Source organism: Bacillus sp. Root920 (assembly GCF_001429445.1).
GTDB classification, from domain to species: domain Bacteria; phylum Bacillota; class Bacilli; order Bacillales; family Bacillaceae; genus Bacillus; species Bacillus safensis.
Genome location: NZ_LMJV01000001.1, coordinates 2,098,735 through 2,118,276 on the forward strand (window position 1 = coordinate 2,098,735; position 19,542 = coordinate 2,118,276).

The 19,542-nt window shown below is 43.9% G+C and carries 13 protein-coding genes; 11 read left to right on the top strand and 2 right to left on the bottom strand.

What is annotated here, in order from left to right:
- Positions 1-2: 2 nt before the first annotated feature.
- From ASE42_RS10325 to ASE42_RS10370, 11 genes are all read left to right on the top strand, one after another.
- Positions 3-788, top strand: a complete 786-nt coding sequence (locus ASE42_RS10325; protein ID WP_056766737.1) for a 2,3-dihydro-2,3-dihydroxybenzoate dehydrogenase — start codon at positions 3-5, stop codon at positions 786-788.
- 26 nt (positions 789-814) lie between these two features.
- A complete protein-coding gene (dhbC, locus tag ASE42_RS10330) occupies positions 815-1,993 on the top strand; it encodes an isochorismate synthase DhbC (RefSeq protein ID WP_056766739.1) in 1,179 nt (392 codons plus the stop codon).
- A 27-nt stretch (positions 1,994-2,020) separates the two neighbouring features.
- Complete coding sequence (locus ASE42_RS10335; RefSeq protein WP_056766742.1) at positions 2,021-3,640, top strand: (2,3-dihydroxybenzoyl)adenylate synthase; 1,620 nt, start codon at positions 2,021-2,023, stop codon at positions 3,638-3,640.
- 18 nt (positions 3,641-3,658) lie between these two features.
- Positions 3,659-4,567, top strand: coding sequence for an isochorismatase family protein (locus ASE42_RS10340; RefSeq protein ID WP_056766745.1), 909 nt, complete (start codon positions 3,659-3,661; stop codon positions 4,565-4,567).
- A 15-nt stretch (positions 4,568-4,582) separates the two neighbouring features.
- Positions 4,583-11,731 carry an amino acid adenylation domain-containing protein gene (locus ASE42_RS10345; RefSeq protein WP_056766747.1) on the top strand — a complete coding sequence of 2,383 codons (7,149 nt, stop codon included), beginning with the start codon at positions 4,583-4,585 and terminating at the stop codon, positions 11,729-11,731.
- Between the two features lie 20 nt (positions 11,732-11,751).
- Positions 11,752-11,979, top strand: a complete 228-nt coding sequence (locus tag ASE42_RS10350) for an MbtH family protein (protein ID WP_056766750.1) — start codon at positions 11,752-11,754, stop codon at positions 11,977-11,979.
- 123 nt (positions 11,980-12,102) lie between these two features.
- A complete protein-coding gene (locus tag ASE42_RS10355; RefSeq protein WP_056766752.1) occupies positions 12,103-13,728 on the top strand; it encodes a helix-turn-helix domain-containing protein in 1,626 nt (541 codons plus the stop codon).
- A 98-nt stretch (positions 13,729-13,826) separates the two neighbouring features.
- Positions 13,827-14,792 carry an iron-hydroxamate ABC transporter substrate-binding protein gene (locus ASE42_RS10360; RefSeq protein WP_056766754.1) on the top strand — a complete coding sequence of 322 codons (966 nt, stop codon included), beginning with the start codon at positions 13,827-13,829 and terminating at the stop codon, positions 14,790-14,792.
- Between the two features lie 94 nt (positions 14,793-14,886).
- Entirely contained in the window at positions 14,887-15,621 is a 735-nt protein-coding gene (locus ASE42_RS10365; RefSeq protein ID WP_056766756.1) for an alpha/beta hydrolase, read from the top strand.
- Positions 15,622-15,693: 72 nt separating this feature from the next.
- Positions 15,694-15,840, top strand: coding sequence for a YycC family protein (locus ASE42_RS18625; protein ID WP_064498621.1), 147 nt, complete (start codon positions 15,694-15,696; stop codon positions 15,838-15,840).
- Positions 15,841-15,862: 22 nt separating this feature from the next.
- Positions 15,863-17,077, top strand: coding sequence for a CynX/NimT family MFS transporter (locus ASE42_RS10370; RefSeq protein ID WP_056766758.1), 1,215 nt, complete (start codon positions 15,863-15,865; stop codon positions 17,075-17,077).
- 39 nt (positions 17,078-17,116) lie between these two features.
- On the opposite strand, the gene rplI is transcribed toward ASE42_RS10370, so the two are convergent.
- Positions 17,117-17,566, bottom strand: a complete 450-nt coding sequence (gene rplI, locus ASE42_RS10375) for a 50S ribosomal protein L9 (protein WP_008359128.1) — start codon at positions 17,564-17,566, stop codon at positions 17,117-17,119.
- Positions 17,563-19,542 (bottom strand): DHH family phosphoesterase, encoded by a 1,980-nt coding sequence (locus ASE42_RS10380; RefSeq protein WP_024427639.1) that lies wholly within the window; start codon positions 19,540-19,542, stop codon positions 17,563-17,565. The genes rplI and ASE42_RS10380 overlap by 4 nt, the downstream gene beginning before the upstream one ends.

Genomic DNA, 19,542 nt, shown 5'->3' on the forward strand with positions numbered 1-19,542 from the left:
ACATGAAATACAATGGTCTATCTCAAAAAATTGCCTTGATCACAGGCGCAGGACAAGGTATTGGACAAGCAGTCGCAAAAAGACTAGCCGAGGAAGGTGCGATTATTGCAGCAGTTGACGCAAATGAAGAGCAGCTGCAAAGCACCGTCCAGCAAATGAAGGATGAAGGGATACGTGCCTTTGCCTATCCAGGTGACATCACCGATCAAACTTCTGTTCAGCACATTGTTGATCAAATTGAAAAGCAGCTTGGCCCTATTTATTTACTGGTCAATGTAGCAGGCATTCTTCGAATCAGTTCTATTGACAAGCTTAGTGCAGATGACTGGCAACAAACTTTCGCAGTCAACACACATGGTGTCTTTTACGTATCTCAAGCTGTCTCCAAATACATGATAAAAAGATCAGATGGGGTCATTGTGACTGTCAGCTCTAACGCTGGTGCCATTCCTAGAATGAATATGGCTGCCTATGCTGCTTCAAAAGCAGCAGCTACTTCCTTTACAAAAACGCTTGGTTTAGAGCTGGCTGCTCATGGCATTAGATGCAACGTCGTCTCTCCCGGCTCTACCGCAACTCCCATGCAATGGGCTTTATGGTCTGATGAACAAGGAGAAAATCAGGTAATTAAAGGCTCATTAGAGACGTATAAAACCGGTATTCCTTTACAAAAAATCGCTGATCCTCAAAACATTGCTGATGCAGTCATTTTCTTTGCATCTGAGCAATCCAGTCATATTACGATGCAGAACCTCACGATTGATGGCGGGGCAACACTCGGAATCTAGCATTTCATTTAAAAGGAGGCCTTTTCATGAAACATTCATTATTGTCGTCAGAAGAAAAAATACAGTTGCTTCAAGACTATCAGCCAGGCGCTTTTTTTCTTGCTTCACCTAAACGCACGATACTTGCCGAAGGGATTTTCCAGCATATTGAAACCAATCAACTAAATGAACTATCCACAAGGGTAGCGCACGTATTTGACGATGCCAAACAAGCTGGAATTCAAACACCGATTGTGGCTGGTGCTGTCCCATTTGATCCGGCGCAGCCCGTTCGTTTAAATGTACCAGTCCATGTACAGTTTAGTGATCCACTCGAATTTCAACAAGGTGATGAGGAGTCAGAAGCGGCATCGCCATCCTATGAGGTGACACCTGTCCCCTCTCCAGAGGTCTACATGAATGGTGTGAACGAAGGATTAGCTAAAATTGAGAACGGAGAGCTTAGCAAAATCGTACTCTCTCGATCTCTCCATCTTAAAGCAAATCGAGATATTCATACGAAAACAATACTCGAACGACTGGCTCGTCATAATACGACTGGCTATACGTTTGCTGCAAATATAGCTGACCCGAAGGCTTCCCAAAAGCGCACACTTCTTGGGGCAAGCCCTGAACTGCTTCTTTCAAAAACTGGTTCATCTGTGATTTCTAATCCACTCGCTGGTTCTCGGCCGCGCAGTTCAGATCCAATAGAAGACCAGCGCCGCCGTGATGAACTCCTTGCTTCAGCGAAGGATTTACACGAGCACGCAGTGGTTGTCGAAGCTGTCACTAAAGCGCTTACTCCATACTGTCATACACTAGATGTGCCTGCATCACCATCCGTCATACAAACAGAAACGATGTGGCATTTATCTACTGTGGTCAAAGGTGACTTAATAGATTCCAATGTGTCCTCAATTGATTTGGCGCTTAGCCTTCATCCAACACCCGCAGTATGCGGAACACCTACAGCAGATGCACGTGAAGCCATTCAAGCGATTGAACCCTTCGATCGAGGATTTTTCACAGGAATGATCGGTTGGGCAGATACAAATGGTGATGGTGATTGGATTGTCACCATTCGTTGTGCAGAAGCTGAGGGTCACTCCCTGCGTCTCTTTGCTGGTGCAGGAGTGGTCAAAGGATCAAAGGCAGAAGAAGAGCTAGCTGAAACATCTGCAAAATTCAACACGATGCTTCATGCGATGGGCATCCATCAGTGATAAAAATAAATAGGAGATGACAAAAACATGTTTGTTCAACCACCTACATGGCCAGAAGAATTTGCAAAACGCTACCGTGAAAACGGCTGTTGGCGTGGGGAAACCTTTGGCGGTATGCTTCGTGAACGAGCCGCATCGCTAGGAAATAAAACAGCCATTACATACGCTGATACACACATAAGCTACCAAGAACTTGATCAGCGTGTCAGCAGTCTTGCCGCCGGTTTTCATCAGCTTGGAATTCAAAAAGGAAGTCGAGTTGTCGTACAGCTTCCTAACATTCCTGCTTTTTTTGAAGTCATTTTCGCTTTATTTCGAATTGGTGCTTTACCCGTCTTCTCGCTGCCATCTCATAGAAGCAGTGAAATCACTTATTTTATTGAGTTTGCCGAAGCAGACGCATATGTCATACCAGATATCGATAGCGGCTTTGATTATCGATCACTCGCACGTCAAGTGAAAGAAAAGCTTCCCTCATTACCTCATGTCATTGTTGTAGGGGAAGCTGAGGAATTCCTTGGCTTGGATGATCTTCGCAAGGACCCAGCACTCGATCCTCAAATTCATGTAGAGGCAAGCGATATTGCGTTTCTTCAGTTATCTGGAGGCAGCACAGGCCTTTCAAAGCTTATTCCTCGTACACATGATGACTATATTTATAGTCTTTGGAAAAGCAATGAGGTGTGCGAGCTCACACAAGATAGTGTGTATCTAGCTACACTTCCGGTTGCGCACAACTATCCATTAAGCTCACCTGGCGTCCTTGGGACGTTATACGCAGGCGGAAGAGTCGTTCTTGCACCTGGATCAAGCCCTGATGTCGTCTTTCCACTCATTGAAAAAGAACGGGCGACCATTACCGCTGTCGTTCCACCAATTGCATTGATTTGGCTAGAGGCCGCTCCTCATCGATCAGATGACTTATCGAGTCTTGAAGTCTTACAAGTCGGTGGCGCTAAATTCAGTGCTGAAGCAGCAAAACGAGTGAAGCCTGCCCTTGGATGTAAGTTACAGCAAGTTTTTGGCATGGCAGAAGGTCTGGTCAACTATACCAGATTAGATGATCCTGAACATATCATAATTCATACACAAGGACGCCCGATGTCTGAATATGATGAGGTACTAGTGGTTGATGATGAGGACAAGCCCGTCCCGCATGAAGTAGCTGGACATCTTTTAACAAGAGGACCTTATACGATTCGCGGCTACTATAAAGCCGATGAACAAAACAAAAAAGCATTTACACTCGATGGCTTTTACAGAACAGGTGACATCGTGCGATTAACCAAAGAAGGAAATGTTGTTGTAGAAGGCAGAGACAAGGATCAAATCAATCGTGGCGGCGAAAAGGTTGCCGCTGAAGAAGTTGAAAACCATTTACTTGCGCATGCTGACATTCATGATGCCGCCATGGTGTCTATGCCAGATCCATTTCTTGGCGAACGCTCATGTGCCTTTGTTATCGCGAAAGGAAACAACAAACCAGCACCGCACGTCTTAAAATCATTTCTAAGAGAACGCGGGCTCGCAGCCTATAAAATTCCTGACCGCATTGAATGGATCGAATCGTTTCCACAAACAGGTGTAGGCAAAGTCAGTAAAAAAGCATTAAGAGAATTAGCTGCAACCCATACTGCCAACGTATAAAAATGAGGAGTGAAAATCATGGCAATCCCTACTATTCCTGCATATCCAATGCCAAGCACACAAGATTTACCCGAAAATAAAGTGAACTGGATACCTGATCCGAAACGTGCTGTTCTGCTGATACATGACATGCAGCAATATTTTTTAAATGCATTTCAACAAGATACATCACCGATCACAGAGTTAGTTCAGCATATTCAACAATTACGTGATACATGCAATGAACTTGGTATTCCAGTCGTCTACACGGCTCAGCCTGGTGACCAAGACCCGAAGGATCGTGCCTTATTAACAGATTTTTGGGGACCTGGACTTGGTGATGATGAAGCATTGACAAAAATCATTGATCAGCTTGCTCCATCTGAAGCAGATACAATGCTGACAAAATGGCGTTATAGCGCATTCAAGAAATCTAATTTTTTGGATATCCTTCAAGAAGGCGGGCGTGATCAACTGATCATTACTGGCGTATATGCACATATTGGCTGTATGCTGACAGCCGCAGAAGCATTCATGCTCGATATTGAAACCTTTTTTGTCGCCGATGCCGTCGCTGACTTTTCACTGAAACATCACAAAATGGCCATGACCTATGCAGCTGAACGCTGTGCAGTCACCACAACGACAAACCAAATCATCAGTCGTTTAACAGGACAAGAAGCAAACAGTGATGATTTATCCTTTGAGGCCATCGTTCACCAAGTAGCTGAGTATCTCCAAATCGAGCCAAATGAAATACCACTTGATGAGAATCTCGTCTACCTTGGGCTTGATTCTATTAGAATGATGAGCCTAGCGGAAAAGTGGAGGCAGCAAGGAGCGACAGTCAATTTCGTTGAGCTTGCAGTAAATCCAACGCTCGCTCATTGGCGGACTCTTCTTTTCCCAGAAAAACAGCCATCTATCCCAAATATCGATTACTTGTAAAGGAGGTATAGACCCTTGTCGATCCAGTCAGTCGATTCATTCCCACTAACCGGTGCCCAATCAGGCATTTGGTACGCGCAGCAGCTTGATCCAGCTAATCCTATTTTCAATACAGCTGAGTATATAGATATTAAAGGTCCTATTGATCCCATACATTTTGAAGCCGCCATTAGAAAGACTGTCTTAGAAGCAGATTCCTTGTATATGCGCTTCGTTGAGGATACTGACGGTCCAAAACAATGGATGACATCTAAGAAAGAGATTCCATTTCAATTGATTCATTTACAAAATGAAAAACAGCCGCTTGATGCGGCTAAAGCATGGATGAAGGCAGATCTTTCAACACCAGTCTCTTTAGAGAAAGATGTATTATTCCGTGAAGTACTTTTTCAGCTTGCTGACGACCGATTTATCTGGTATCAGCGCATTCATCACATTGCCATTGATGGATTCGCCTTTTCGCTCATTGCACGTCGTGTTGCTGAGGTCTATTCAGCCTTATCGCAAGGGACACCTGTGCCTCCTCAAACATTTGGAGCCTTACATGACGTAGTCGAAGAGGAGTCCACTTATCGACAGTCCAATCGATATGAAGCTGATCGAACGTTTTGGAAGAATCGCTTTGCTGATCAACCTGAAATTGTCAGCCTTGCTGAGCTTGCCCCAAGAACGTCGGATCATTTTATCCGAAAAACGGCTGGCTACGATGCCGAAAAGGTAAGCAAAATGAAAAAAAATGCTCAAGCCTTCGGTGGTACGTGGCATGAAATGATCCTTGCAGCATCCGCTTTATATATGCATCGTATGACTGGTGCACATGATATTGTTTTAGGATTACCAGTTATGATGCGCCTTGGATCGTGCGCCTTACAAATACCTGGAATGGTCATGAATCTGGTACCGCTTCGTTTAACATGCAAACCAGAAATGACACTCTCAGCACTTGTTCGCCAAGTATCTGATGAACTAAAAGCCATTCGCCCTCATCAAAGATATCGTCACGAGGACATGCGGAGAGACTTTAAACTCATCGGAAGAAATCAGCGATTATTTGGCCCACAGATCAATATCATGCCATTTGATTATAATCTCATGTTCGATCAGAGCGTTGGTCAAGCACATAACCTTTCAGCAGGACCCGTGGATGATATATCGATTAACATATACGACCGCGCGGATGGGAACGGATTTCAAATTGACTTTGATGCAAACCCTGCCGTTTACAAAGAGCAAGCAGTTGACGCTCATCAGCAGCGTTTTCTTCAATTGCTGGAGGAAATAACCGGACTAGAGCAAGATCAGACGATCAGTCAATTCAACCTTCTTTTGTCTGAAGAGAAAGAGAACATCCTCAAGCACTGGAATGATACAAAACGAGAATTACCAGAGGAATCTTTACGGGAACTATTTGAAAAACAGGTAAGCAAAACACCACAAGCAAAAGCATTACAGTTTGAAGGAATTACTTTGACCTATGAGGAGTTGAATAAGCGGGCTAATCAATTAGCTCATTATTTGAAAAAACATGACATTGGACCAGAACAATTTGTCGCAATTGCTCTGCCTCGGTCCATCAATATGGTCGTAAGTCTATTAGCCGTCGTCAAAACGGGAGCCGCATATCTGCCACTAGACCCTGATTATCCTAACGATCGTGTCGCCTATATGCTAGAAGATGCCAAACCAGCGTGCTTGCTCACAGTCAAAGAGACAGCAGACGGTTTGGACCATCCGCACATCGTTCAGCTGGATGATGCAACTGTTCATCAGGAGATAGCAGACAGTCCGCACCTCAATCCGACTTGGAGCGAGGGCTCTCCACATCACCCAGCTTACATCCTCTACACATCAGGATCGACAGGCAAACCAAAGGGTGTTGTTGTAACAAAACGAAATGTGATCAACTTTATATTGTCTATGCAAGATTCATTTTTATTAGATCAAGAAGACCAGCTTTTAGCGGTAACGACCATTGCCTTTGATATTTCTGGGCTGGAAATGTTCCTACCTCTTTTACATGGTGCTGCTATTTTATTGGCAAAAAAAGAAACCATACAAGAACCAGCAAAGCTTTCAGACATGATTCGTTCTCATCATGTCACAATCATGCAGGCAACGCCAACGTTGTGGCATGCGCTAGCAGATGAGTACCCTGATGTGATCACAGGTATGCGTGTTCTTGTTGGAGGTGAAGCACTCCCTGCCTCCCTTTTGCACACATTGCAATCTCTTCAATGTGACATTACTAATTTGTACGGACCTACAGAAACGACGATCTGGTCTACGATGGAAAATGTCACAGCACACCGGGAGAATAGCGGGCCGGCAATTGGTAAACCCATTTGGAATACGAGCATTTACATTTTAGATGAAGGACTAAACCCAGTCCCAGCAGGATCAATCGGTGAGCTTTATATTGCAGGTGAAGGAGTATCCAGAGGATATCTTGGACGATATGATTTAACGGCTGAACGTTTTGTTGCTGATCCATTCGGCACAAAAGGCACACGAATGTATCGTACTGGTGATTTAGCCAGATGGCGTGAAGATGGTTCGATTGATTATATCAGTCGTGCTGATCATCAAATTAAAATCCGCGGCTTCCGTATTGAACTAGGTGAAATTGAAACAGTGATGATGCAGCATAAAGCCATAAAGCATACATCTGTTATCGTTCGTGAGGATCAACCTGGGCAGCAGCTGCTTTGTGCGTATGTTGTGCTGACAGATGGCTCTTCTCTGCACCCTTCAGAGCTCAGGCAGTTTGCGGCTGCATTACTTCCTGATTACATGGTGCCTTCTGCTGTTGTCGTTTTGCCAGAACTTCCACTTACACCAAACGGCAAAATCGACCGCAAAGCATTACCAGCACCAAATATGTCTTTAGTCAGTTCTGAGCGTACACCTAGAACACCACAAGAAGACATGTTATGTAGTTTATTTGCAGAAACCCTGGGTCTATCTCAAATCGGCATAGATGATAGTTTCTTTGACTTAGGAGGACATTCCTTACTCGCCGCTCGTCTGCTTCGACGTATACGCGATACACTTGGTGCAGACCTAAGCATGAGTACCATTTTTGAATCTCCTCGGGTTGCTGAGCTTGCGCAGCACATTGACAAAGCGAAGGACATTCGGCCGCCGCTTCAGGTAGAAGACAAGCCAGATGAGATTCCGTTATCCTTTGCCCAGAAACGGCTCTGGTTCCTTCATTGCCTTGAAGGGCCAAGTCCAACTTACAATATTCCACTTGTCATTCAGCTGACAGGTACACTAGATCAAACAGCTCTCATTGGTGCTTTAGCAGATATCACTGAAAAACATGAAACCCTTAGAACCATTTTTCCAAATAAGAACGGCATGCCAAGACAGGTCATTTTACACCCCAAAAGTGTTCAGCCTGAACTCCATGTCACAGCTTCAAGCGATCAACAAATTGAGAATCAGTTAAACGAAGCCATTCGCTATAGCTTTCAGATTGAAGAAGAACCTGCACTTCGAGCTGAATTATTCATGCTTGATGCAAATCGGTCTGTCCTGCTTCTATTGCTGCATCATATCGCTGGTGACGGCTGGTCACTTGCACCATTGACACGAGACTTAGCGGCTGCTTATGAAGCCCGTATACAAGGAAAATCTATCCCCTTGCCAGCGGAACCTGTTCAATATGCTGACTATGCTATTTGGCAGCAGAAGCTGTTGGGCAGTGAAGAAGAGACGGATAGTCTATTTGCCAAGCAGCTCAGCTATTGGAAAAGTGCCTTACATGACTTGCCTGAAGAACTTGAGCTTCCCTATGACTTCCCGCGTCCACAGGAAGGAAGCTTCAACGGTGCGACGATAGACTTTACGATTGAACCCGCTTTACATCAGAACCTCCTTGAGCTTGCAAAGCAGTATCAGGTGAGTTTGTTCATGGTGCTTCAAGCATCACTTGCAGCATTACTGACACGCCTTGGAGCGGGGACAGATATCCCAATCGGCAGTCCGATTGCTGGACGGAATGACGATGCACTTGACGACATTGTGGGATTGTTTGTGAACACACTAGTATTACGTACAAATACAGCTGGTAATCCAACCTTTAGTGAGCTATTGAAGCGAGTGCGAGACGTTGACTTAGCAGCGTATGAGCATCAGGATCTGCCATTTGAACGTCTAGTCGAAATCCTAAATCCAACCCGGTCCAGATCACGAAATCCATTGTTCCAAGTCATGCTTGCCTTCCAAAATACACCGAAGGCAGAAATGAAGCTGACACAACTTGACTCAGATCTTTACGTGAAACCAGTAGGGTCAGCTAAATTTGATTTGACCATCGAATTGACAGAACAAAGAACGGAAACTGGATCAGCAGCAGGATTAACAGGTTTGTTTGAATTCAGTACAGATGTATTTAAAGAAAGCACCATTCGAGCAATCGCTGACAGAATGAAGCGCTTTTTAACTGAAGTGACTGAGCGCCCACACGTGCCAATTGGTCAAGTGAACATTTTATCAGATAAAGAGCGGCAAACATTTCTCCCTGACAAAAAGACTTTTGCTCAGTTAGACCAAGCACATAGTCTCCCGGCCTTATTTGAAAAAACGGCGGAGCAATACCCTGATCGGGTCACAGTAACGGATGGCAAGAGGCAGCTGACCTATGAAGAGTTAAACAACAAAGCCAATCGTCTTGCTCATTTATTAATAGAAAAAGGCGTTGGACCAGAACAGTTCGTTGCACTTGCCCTGCCTAGATCAATCGATATGCTCGTAAGTTTATTAGCCGTTCATAAAGCAGGCGCAGCCTATGTTCCGCTTGATCCTGATTATCCAGCAGACAGGCTGGCATACATGATACAAGATGCCAAACCAGTTTGCAGCATCACAACAAAAGCAGATGCAGTGCACCTCCCTGCTGATTGCGATTTGATTTTGTTAGACGAAAAGGAAACGAGCGATCAATTGCTGACTATGCCAAATCACAATCCGGCTGATATAGACAGAATTGAGCCGCTATCTTCTCTGCATCCGGCCTATATTATTTATACATCCGGTTCTACAGGGAAACCAAAAGGAGTGGTCATCCCACATCAAAATGTCATCCGTCTTCTAACATCTACTGAACATTGGTTCCAATTTGATGAAGAAGATGTTTGGACAATGTTCCATTCATATGCCTTTGACTTTTCAGTATGGGAAATTTGGGGACCACTTTTATATGGCGGCCGACTTGTCATTGTACCTCATACCATCTCTCGCTCTCCAGAAGAGATGCTGCAGCTTCTAGTTGAGGAAGACGTGACTGTACTTAATCAAACACCTTCTGCCTTCTATCAGCTCATGCAGATAGACAAGGAACAACAAACACTTGGTCAAGCATTATCACTCCGCTATGTCATCTTTGGCGGTGAAGCATTAGAGCTTAGCAGATTAGAAGATTGGTACAGTCGTCACTCAGACTGTAAGCCAAAGCTCATTAACATGTACGGCATCACAGAAACTACCGTACACGTTACGTACAATGAACTCAATCGAGACATGATCACAAAGAACTCCAGCAGTTTAATAGGCGAACCGATTCCTGATTTACACGTGTACGTTCTAGATGAATACCTGCAGCCTGTTCCCCCTGGGACGACAGGTGAAATGTATGTAGCTGGAGCTGGCCTTGCAAGAGGTTATCTAGGCAGACCTGATCTGACATCAGATCGATTCCCTGCCGATCCTTATGGCGCACCTGGCACAAGGATGTATCGCACAGGCGACCTTGCGCGCTGGACAGAAGAAGGGGCTCTTGATTACATTGGCAGAGCTGATCATCAAATTAAAATACGCGGCTTCCGCATTGAACTTGGAGAAATCGAAGCCGTTCTGGCACGCCACGATGCAGTTGCACAAGTTGCCGTCATGATGCGAGAGGATCAGCCTGGCGACAAACGTTTAGTCGCATATATCGTCCCAACTGAAGAAAACCGTTTCGATACAGAGACCCTTCGTCATTTTGCAGCAGCCAGTCTTCCTGATTACATGGTGCCCGCGGCATATGTACAAATTGACACCATGCCGCTTACAGCAAACGGGAAGCTTGATCAAAAATCACTGCCAGCACCTCAATTTCATATGCAGCAAACAGATGGCCGCGGCCCTAGAAACCCGAAAGAGGAAATCCTATGTCATCTCTTTGAAGAGGTGCTTGATTTGCCTAAAATCAGCATAGACGATCGCTTTTTTGACATTGGCGGGCATTCCTTACTTGCGGTTCGTTTAATCAGCCGCATTCGTGATGCACTTGGTGTCAAACTAAGCATCGGAACATTGTTTGAAGCACCAAATGTGGCAAGTTTGGCAGAGAAACTAGAAACAGGAAGCGATGAAAACGCACTAGACATCCTGCTGCCGCTGCGAACAAATGGAGAAAGATATCCTCTCTTCTGTGTTCATCCAGCAGGTGGTCTGAGCTGGTGCTATGCAGGTCTCTTGAATACATTAGAAAAAGGCATCCCTATTTATGGATTACAGGCTCGAGGAATCGCAAGAAAAGATGACTACCCGCATACGCTAGATGATATGGCTGCGGATTACATCAAGCACATCCAAACGATTCAGCCAAAAGGCCCTTATCATCTTCTTGGCTGGTCATTAGGCGGAAACGTTGTTCAGGCAATGGCTACACAGCTCCAGCAGCAAGGTGAAGAAATCGCACTCGTTGCGATGCTGGATGCCTATCCAAACCATTTCTTACCGATTAAAGCAGCACCTGATGAAGAAGAAGCACTAATCGCTCTTCTTGCGCTCGGCGGTTATGATCCAGATACCTTAACAGGTGAACCGCTCACAATGAAAAGTGCCATCGACATCTTGAAAAAAGATGGCAGTGCACTAGCTAGCTTAAATGAAGATGCCATTAGAAATCTAAAAGAAACCTATGTGAATTCAGTCCGATTGCTCGGAGAATATCAGCCAAAAACTTATCAGGGGGACATATTATTCTTTAGATCTACCATTATCCCAGATTGGTTTACACCAATTGATCCCGAAGCATGGGCACCTTATATCAACGGAACAATTGAACAGCACGACATTCATTGCCGGCACAAAGACATGTGCCAGCCTAAACCCTTAGCAGAAATTGGTGTCATCTTAGACAACGCACTGCATCGGGTCAAACAAAAGCACTAAGAATAAAGGAGAGATGACAAATGACAAATCCCTTTGATCGTGAAGACGGTGTATTTCTTGTGCTTGTCAATGAACAAGGACAGCATTCACTTTGGCCATCATTTGCACCAGTGCCAGATGGATGGGAAAAGGCCTTTGGTGAAGACACTAGAAATGCCTGCATCGATTATATCCAGACACACTGGCAGGACTTGCGGCCATTAAGCTTAACAAAAGAACCTGCGCTAGCTCATGGAAAAACGGAATAAATCATCGCACCCTGATCTCCATCAGGGTGCTTTTTTGACAGAATAAACATCACCATCTTTCAGCTCTTTCTGCTACAATTTAATTGAGAATGTTTATCAATCAATAAGAGATCAGGTGGTTTTATGGGAAACAACACTCAATTACGTACATTGGCAAATGCCGAACAATTCATCTACCGATTAACATATACTGAAAAAATAAATAATGCAGAGCTTCCACATACAGAGCAGCAGCTATCAGATACATTCTGCCTCCTCTTCAGCATAAGCGGCAGAGGTTTACTCACATTGAACGATCAAAAATGGCGATTGAAACATCTGACACTCTATACGATCATGCCTGGGGAAACATTTATGTTGAAAACAGAGCCTTATCAAAAACACGAGCTCTATCTGTTTCGCTTTCAGCTCTACACGCTGCAAAATCAAAACATAGGAGAAGTATCAACGGCACATGCCCGTTCTTTACTGAATAAATGGCAATTTATCGATATTAGCTCGATTGAACATATTCATTCTTTATTGTCCGATATGACAGAGGAATGGCAAAAACCTGAATCCATTAGCTTTTTTAGAAGCCAAACTCTTTTCCAGCAGCTTATTATGCAGCTTTTCACACTGCATAAGGAAGATATTTGTGACACGGCACATGCCCTTTTCAAAACAAAACAATATATCGATCAACATTCCGAAGAACCCCTCAGCCTGACAAATCTATCTCATATGGCTGGCATCAGCGCCAATCATTACAGCGAGCTATTTAAAAAGCATTTTGATGTGAGTGTCACTGATTATATCACCAAGAAAAGGATGGCTAGAGCCAAACAATTAATGGCAAAAGGCAACGCAAAGCTCAAAGACATTGCACTTGAAATCGGCTATCAAGATCCGTATTACTTCAGCCGCATCTTTAAGAAAAAAACGGGCATGACCCCTTCTACTTATATGAAAAGCCGTCAGCGGAAAATTGCAGCCTATGGCCATTCCATACTCGGCCAGCTCACACCCATTCATATCATCCCATATGCTGCCCCTCTTCACCCTAAATGGACAGCACATGATTTTGAGCATCATGCAGAAGAAATTCCGATTCACCTGAGTGCACATCGGATCAACGAGCACGCTGAAGCCAATTTACAGCTATTAAAGGAAACAAAACCTGAGCTGATCATTGCCAATGATCATGTGACAGAGGAAGAAAAACAAGTGTTAAAAACCATCTGTCCTGTTCACTTTGTTCCATTCACACAATTAGATTGGCGCACTCAATTCAAACAAACAGCTATGTTCCTAAACGAAGCGAAGGAAGCAGAAGAATGGCTGATTCATTACGAGGAACTCGTCATTCAAGCGAAAAAAGCATGCCTTTTGGATCATCCACCAAAAACCGTCCTGCCTCTTCGTATCTTTCAAGATCAGCTCTACTTGTCTGTAAATCGCACCATGTCAGAAGTAATTTTTCAAGACATTGGCCTTCTGCCGGCTTTTCAGAATGACGGTCAGCTAATAGAAAAAAAAATCAGCATTCGCTCTATACAACAGCTAGATCCAGACGCCATCTTCCTCTTCCTGCATAAGGAGCCAAAAACCATTGCTTTTTATCAAAAGTTAAAGCAGCAGGAGGCTTGGCAAAATCTCAAAGCTGTAACGCAGCAAGCCGTCTATCCGCTCACTTCTGACCCTTGGCGTGAATACACAGCAGCCAGTCATCAACGAGTCATTCAGGACCTTTTATCTTTTTTTCCGTAAAAAGTCCATCCTTTGACAGAGATTTGTCTATGGATAAAAGGACGAAAGCCTAATACAATCTTTAATTGAGAACAATTATCAGTTAAAGGAGAAAACAAATGAAAAAATGGTTCGCATTGCTTATCCTTTGTATCATGACGATCACCGCAGCAGCCTGTGGTGCTGCAGAAAATAAACCTGCTTCAAACACAGCCAAAAGCAAGTCAGCTGAAACAGCAGAAACAAATATCAACTACTTAGATCAAACGTACAAACTCAAAACACCAGTGAAACGAATTGTCATTGCTGGAAGCCTTGAATCAATGGAAGATGCAAAATTACTTGGTATTGAGCCTATTGGTGCTTCTACTGTAGGCGGCACATTCCCTGAATTATTTAAAGACATCACAGCGAAAACAGAAGGCATCGGCGAAAAAACAGAACCGAACCTAGAAAAAATCTTAAAACTAAAGCCAGATGTGATACTCGGATCAACCAAGTTCCCGCCTGCAACAATTAAAAAATTGGATAAAGTCCAAACGACGATCCCAGTATCCCATGTCTCTTCTGACTGGGAAAGCAATCTATTATTACTCGGTGAACTGACTGGAAAAAGTAAAGAAGCGAAAAACATCATTTCTGATTATCAAAAAGATCTCAAACAAGCGAAAGAAACCCTGAAAGACAAAAGCAGCAACAAAACAGCTGTCATTTTGCGCATTAGACAGGGCGACCTGTACGTATATCCAGAAGACGTATACTTCAACTCTACCTTATATGGGGATTTAGGATTTACAGTACCAAGTGATATCAAAAAAGCCAAAGCACAAGCATTGATTTCATTGGAGCGCCTAGGCGAACTCAATCCTGACTATATTTTCGTTCAGTTCTCTAAAGAGGAAAACTCATCGAATCCAAATGCATTGAAAGACTTAGAGAAAAATAAAATTTGGACAAGCCTAAAAGCTGTGAAAAATGGGCACATCAATGAAAATGTCGTTGATCCTATGCTTCAAGGAGGAACAGCACTAAGCAAAACAACCTTCCTTGATAAGGCCGTCAAATGGTTAGATCAAAACAACTAAAAAGATGCGTGATCAGATTTTTGACAAAGGGCTAAATTGTTTAGCCCTTTGTCTTCTTTTCAACGTAGTTGAAAACCTTTAGGAGAGGATACACATGAACGGAACGTTTCTATATGACGAGCTTAATGGGCGTCAACTTGATATTTACCTTCCGCAGGACACCTCTATTGATGTTCCAGCTGTCTTTGTACAAGATGGCTCTTCTTTGTTTAGAACACACCTGCTAGAAATCGAAAGAATGATCGAAACCAAAACCATCGCGCCAATCATCATCGTCGGCATACACCCCTTCAATCGACTTGACGAATATACGCCATGGAAGGCGTCATCACTGCGATCTGGGTTCCCTGACTTTAAAGGCGAGGCACAGACGTATGTGTCTTTTTTAGCGAATGACTTGCTCCCATATATCAAAAGAGAATATCCAGTTAAAGAGACCCATGAGGAACATAGCCACGTTGGTGCTTCATTAGGCGGGCTGTTTGCTATTTATACTTTATTCATGCACCCTGATCTTTTTAAAAACATCGCATCGATCTCCGGGTCATTTTGGTATCAAGATTTTCTATCGTTTGCTAAACAACAAAGCATTCAGTGTGTGGATCACCTTGTCTATTTGTCTGTAGGCAGTGAAGAAGGGAAAGGAAAAACATCTGCTCAACAGCACATGCCTTTATTCAACAAACAACTACATGATCTTTTATTACAGAAAGGGATGCAAGAAAGGCAGCTGCAATATCACATCGAACAAGGGGAGGGCCATCATCAGAAACAATTTCAAAAAAATTTCTTATCGGCCCTAAAGTGGTTTTATAAAGGAGAACGCTAATTTTTTATCAGCATGGCACAAAGCCGATATGATATATTGGAACGTATAGATTGAAAGAGGAGGGATTTGCGCTTGAGACCTTTACAAATCTCAGCCGATACCGCACAAAAGCTAGCTGCATCACTCAATGTACCGTTAGAACAAATCATGCATATGCCGCAGCATATCTTATTAGCTAAATTAGCGGAGCTTGAACAGAAGAAAGATCGTTCTTCTTAAAGAAATAAAGGAGTTTACATTCATGGAACAACAACTAGAAAAATCAACATTACATCCTCGCAGTACAGGACAAACCATCCTGCTGATTGCTGGGATTTTGCTCATTGCATTTAATCTTCGGCCTGCCATTACATCCGTTGGCCCTGTTATCGGCGCGATTCGTTCCGATTTACTGCTTTCAAATGGACTGGCGGGTTTTCTCACGACATTACCACTGCTCTCATTCGCATTGCTTTCTCCAATTGCACCTAAAATCGGAAAACGACTGGGCAATGAACGAACCCTCTGGCTTGGACTTGCCGTCCTTCTCTTTGGGATTGTGATTCGCTCGTTTGGCACCATCACCTTCTTAATGATTGGAACGGCGCTAGTCGGCGTCGGAATTGCGATTTGTAATGTGCTCTTACCGGGGCTTGTGAAGCATAAATTTCCTGCACATGCAGGTTTGATGACAAGTGTATATACGACTTCAATGTCCGTTTTCGCTGCACTTGCATCAGGTGTCAGTGTTCCGCTCAGTCATACGATGCCTGGCGGCTGGAATACATCATTCCTTGTTTGGGCTGGACTTGCCCTTCTCGCCATGATGGTTTGGGCGCCGCAGCTTCTTCATCAGAATACAGCGGCCGTCAAAAGTATTTCTCTTACAGAGCAGCCAATATGGCGTTCACGTGTTGCATGGCAGGTGACCTTTTTTATGGGTTTGCAGTCATTCCTTTTCTATAGCAGCATCGCATGGTTTCCTGATATTTTAACATCACATGGAATGAACCTGTCGACAGCTGGCTGGTTGCTGTCCATTATGCAGTTTGTTGGGCTGCCATCCACCTTCTTAACACCCGTTTTTGCAGAAAAATTAAAAACGCAAAGACCGCTTGTCGCCGGCCTTGTCCTTGTGTATTTACTTGGCATGATTGGACTTCTCCTCGGAGGATCGACGCCTATCCTTGTCATCTCTGTTCTTTTGATCGGCATTGGACAAGGGGCCAGTATCAGTCTTGCCCTCACATTCATCGGATTACGAACAACCAATATGGAACAAGCAGCTGCCCTCTCTGGCATGGCGCAGTCTCTCGGTTATTTATTAGCTGCTGTTGGGCCGTTCATGATTGGAATCCTATTTGATTCCACACATACATGGACACCAGCGATTATCATCTTTATCATCATCCTATTTTTCATGTTTTTATCCGGTATGCGTGCCGGACGCAGCGTCTATATTTCAGATCCTTCATAAAAAAGAACCCGCCTCCTCGTGAGACGGGTTCTTTTCTGCTTATGCCTGCTCTGTCACATGTACCTTTAACGTTGCTTGTACCTCTGGATGAAGCTTTACCGGTACATTTGTATAACCTAACGCACGGATGGCGTCATTCAGCTCGATTTTGCGCTTATCGAGTTTAATTTGATGATCTTTTTGCAATTTATCAGCGATTTGTTTGCTTGTAATTGAGCCAAACAAACGGCCGCCTTCACCTGATTTTGCAGTGAGTTCCACTGTTAACGCCTCAAGTGTTTCTTTTAATTGTTTTGCTTGTTCAAGCTCTTGGATGGCATTCTTTTTCTCTTTGTTTTTCTGCCCTTCCAATGCGCTTAGGTTCGTTGGAGTTGCTTCAACAGCTAACCCTTGTTTGATGAGAAAGTTGTGAGCGTATCCGTCAGCTACATTCTTGACTTCGCCTTTTTTCCCTTTGCCTTTTACGTCTTTTAGAAAGATGACTTTCATCTTTGAACCCCTCCTTCGAAATATTCGTCTATGGCAGCCTTTAACTTCCCTACCGCTTCTTCAATGGTTATACCATAAATCTGGGTAGCAGCGTTAGTCAAATGACCGCCGCCGTCTAATGCTTCCATAATAATTTGAACGTTGATATCCCCTAATGATCTGGCACTAATGCATACTGTGTCGTCATCTCGTCTAGCGACAGCAAATGACGCTTCTACCTCACTCATTGACAACAGGGAATCAGCCGTCTGGGCAATTGTAATTTGATCATAATACTCCGACCTGTCAGATGGCAATGAAGCGATAGCCACCTGATTTTGATACAGCTCTGTATGCTGAATGAGTTTTGCTCGTTTGATGTAATGATCGACTGTTTCTTTTAAGAACTTTTGCACAAGGACAGGATCTGCTCCCTTTGCACGAAGATAGGATGCTGCATCGAACGTTCTTGACCCCGTTCTCAGAGAGAAACTCTTCGTATCAACAATGATCCCAGCCAGAAGCGCAGTCGCCTCAATCATGTTAATCCGCAATTTCTTCGGCTGATACTCTAAAAGCTCTGTCACAAGCTCTGCTGTAGATGAAGCATACGGCTCCATATAAACAAGTAAAGGATCACGGATAAATTCCTCGCCGCGTCTATGATGGTCAATGACCACGACATTTTCAATCTTATTCAGCAGTCGTTCCTCCATGACGAGAGAAGGTTTATGCGTATCCACGACCACAAGCAATGTGTCATCCTTTGCAAGCTCCATTGCTTCCTCTGGTGTGATAAAACGTGACCAAAGCTCTTCATAATTCTTAATTTCACTAATTAAGCGTTGAACACTGTCGCCAATCTGGTTGGCATCAATGACAATATAACCTTCTTTTCCATTGGCCTGGGCAACCTTTAAAATCCCAATGGATGCACCGATTGAGTCCATGTCTGGGAACTTATGCCCCATGATCATGACATTACCGCTTTCAGATACAATTTCTTTTAAAGCATGAGAAATGACCCGTGCGCGTACGCGTGTCCGTTTCTCCATTGGATTCGTTTTTCCACCGTAGAATTTCACTTTTCCATTCGGCTGTTTAATGGCGACCTGATCCCCGCCTCGTCCGAGGGCAAGGTCAAGACTCGACTGCGCAAGTGCTCCAAGCTCTTTCAAAGAAGGAACGGACGCACCGATCCCGATACTCAGAGTAAGCGTCGCACTATGTGCCCCTGTTTTCTCACGGACCTCGTCTAAAATAGAGAATTTCGACGCTTCAAGCTCAGCTAAAATACTCTCATTTAGAACCGCCATAAATCGTTCAGACGAAATTCTCTTCAGGAAAATACCGTATTCTTGTGCCCAATTGTTGAGCAGAGACGTCACTTCACTATTAATCGCGCTGCGCACTTGATCATCAAGGCCCTGCGTGACATCGTCGTAGTTGTCTAAAAAGATATAAGATAACACCGTTCGTTCATTTTCGTACTGTCGTTCAATCTGCACCTGTTCCGTGACATCAAAGAAATATAAAAGGCGCTCTGACCGTTTAATAATGACTTTGAATTTCCGGTCATTCAGCGTCACATTTTCGGTCTCGACCTCTTGTTTAATAAGAGGCACAATGGACTCGAATGTATCGTACAAGGATCTGCCGACAAGTGTGCTTTCATGAAAGCATGAAGCGAGAAACGGATTCGTCCATTCGATATAATACTGGTCATTAAACAGCATAATACCAATAGGCATCTCCATTAATGCTTCTTCTCCAACCTTTTTGACTCGATAGGATAATGTTGAAATATATGAATCAATCTCTTTCTGCACTTGCGTATCTGCCCACTTTAAGAAGTAGAGCACACCTGCAAGGACGAAAAGACCAACTGCTCCTATGATCCAATTAAAATAAAGGTTGAGGAGGACTGTGACCACCGCAAGAACAATTAACGCGAAGATCGGATACTTGATGACAGGTTTTCTATAGAAGCTTGGCAC

Bases quoted from the DNA above. Each gene is read 5' to 3' on its own strand.
- ASE42_RS10325 (WP_056766737.1), top strand. From the start codon at position 3: ATGAAATACAATGGTCTATCTCAAAAAATTGCCTTGATCACAGGCGCA.
- ASE42_RS10360 (WP_056766754.1), top strand. From the start codon at position 13,827: ATGAAAAAATGGTTCGCATTGCTTATCCTTTGTATCATGACGATCACC.
- ASE42_RS10365 (WP_056766756.1), top strand. From the start codon at position 14,887: ATGAACGGAACGTTTCTATATGACGAGCTTAATGGGCGTCAACTTGAT.
- ASE42_RS10340 (WP_056766745.1), top strand. From the start codon at position 3,659: ATGGCAATCCCTACTATTCCTGCATATCCAATGCCAAGCACACAAGAT.
- ASE42_RS10335 (WP_056766742.1), top strand. From the start codon at position 2,021: ATGTTTGTTCAACCACCTACATGGCCAGAAGAATTTGCAAAACGCTAC.
- ASE42_RS10370 (WP_056766758.1), top strand. From the start codon at position 15,863: ATGGAACAACAACTAGAAAAATCAACATTACATCCTCGCAGTACAGGA.
- rplI (WP_008359128.1), bottom strand. From the start codon at position 17,566: ATGAAAGTCATCTTTCTAAAAGACGTAAAAGGCAAAGGGAAAAAAGGC.
- dhbC (WP_056766739.1), top strand. From the start codon at position 815: ATGAAACATTCATTATTGTCGTCAGAAGAAAAAATACAGTTGCTTCAA.
- ASE42_RS10355 (WP_056766752.1), top strand. From the start codon at position 12,103: ATGGGAAACAACACTCAATTACGTACATTGGCAAATGCCGAACAATTC.
- ASE42_RS10350 (WP_056766750.1), top strand. From the start codon at position 11,752: ATGACAAATCCCTTTGATCGTGAAGACGGTGTATTTCTTGTGCTTGTC.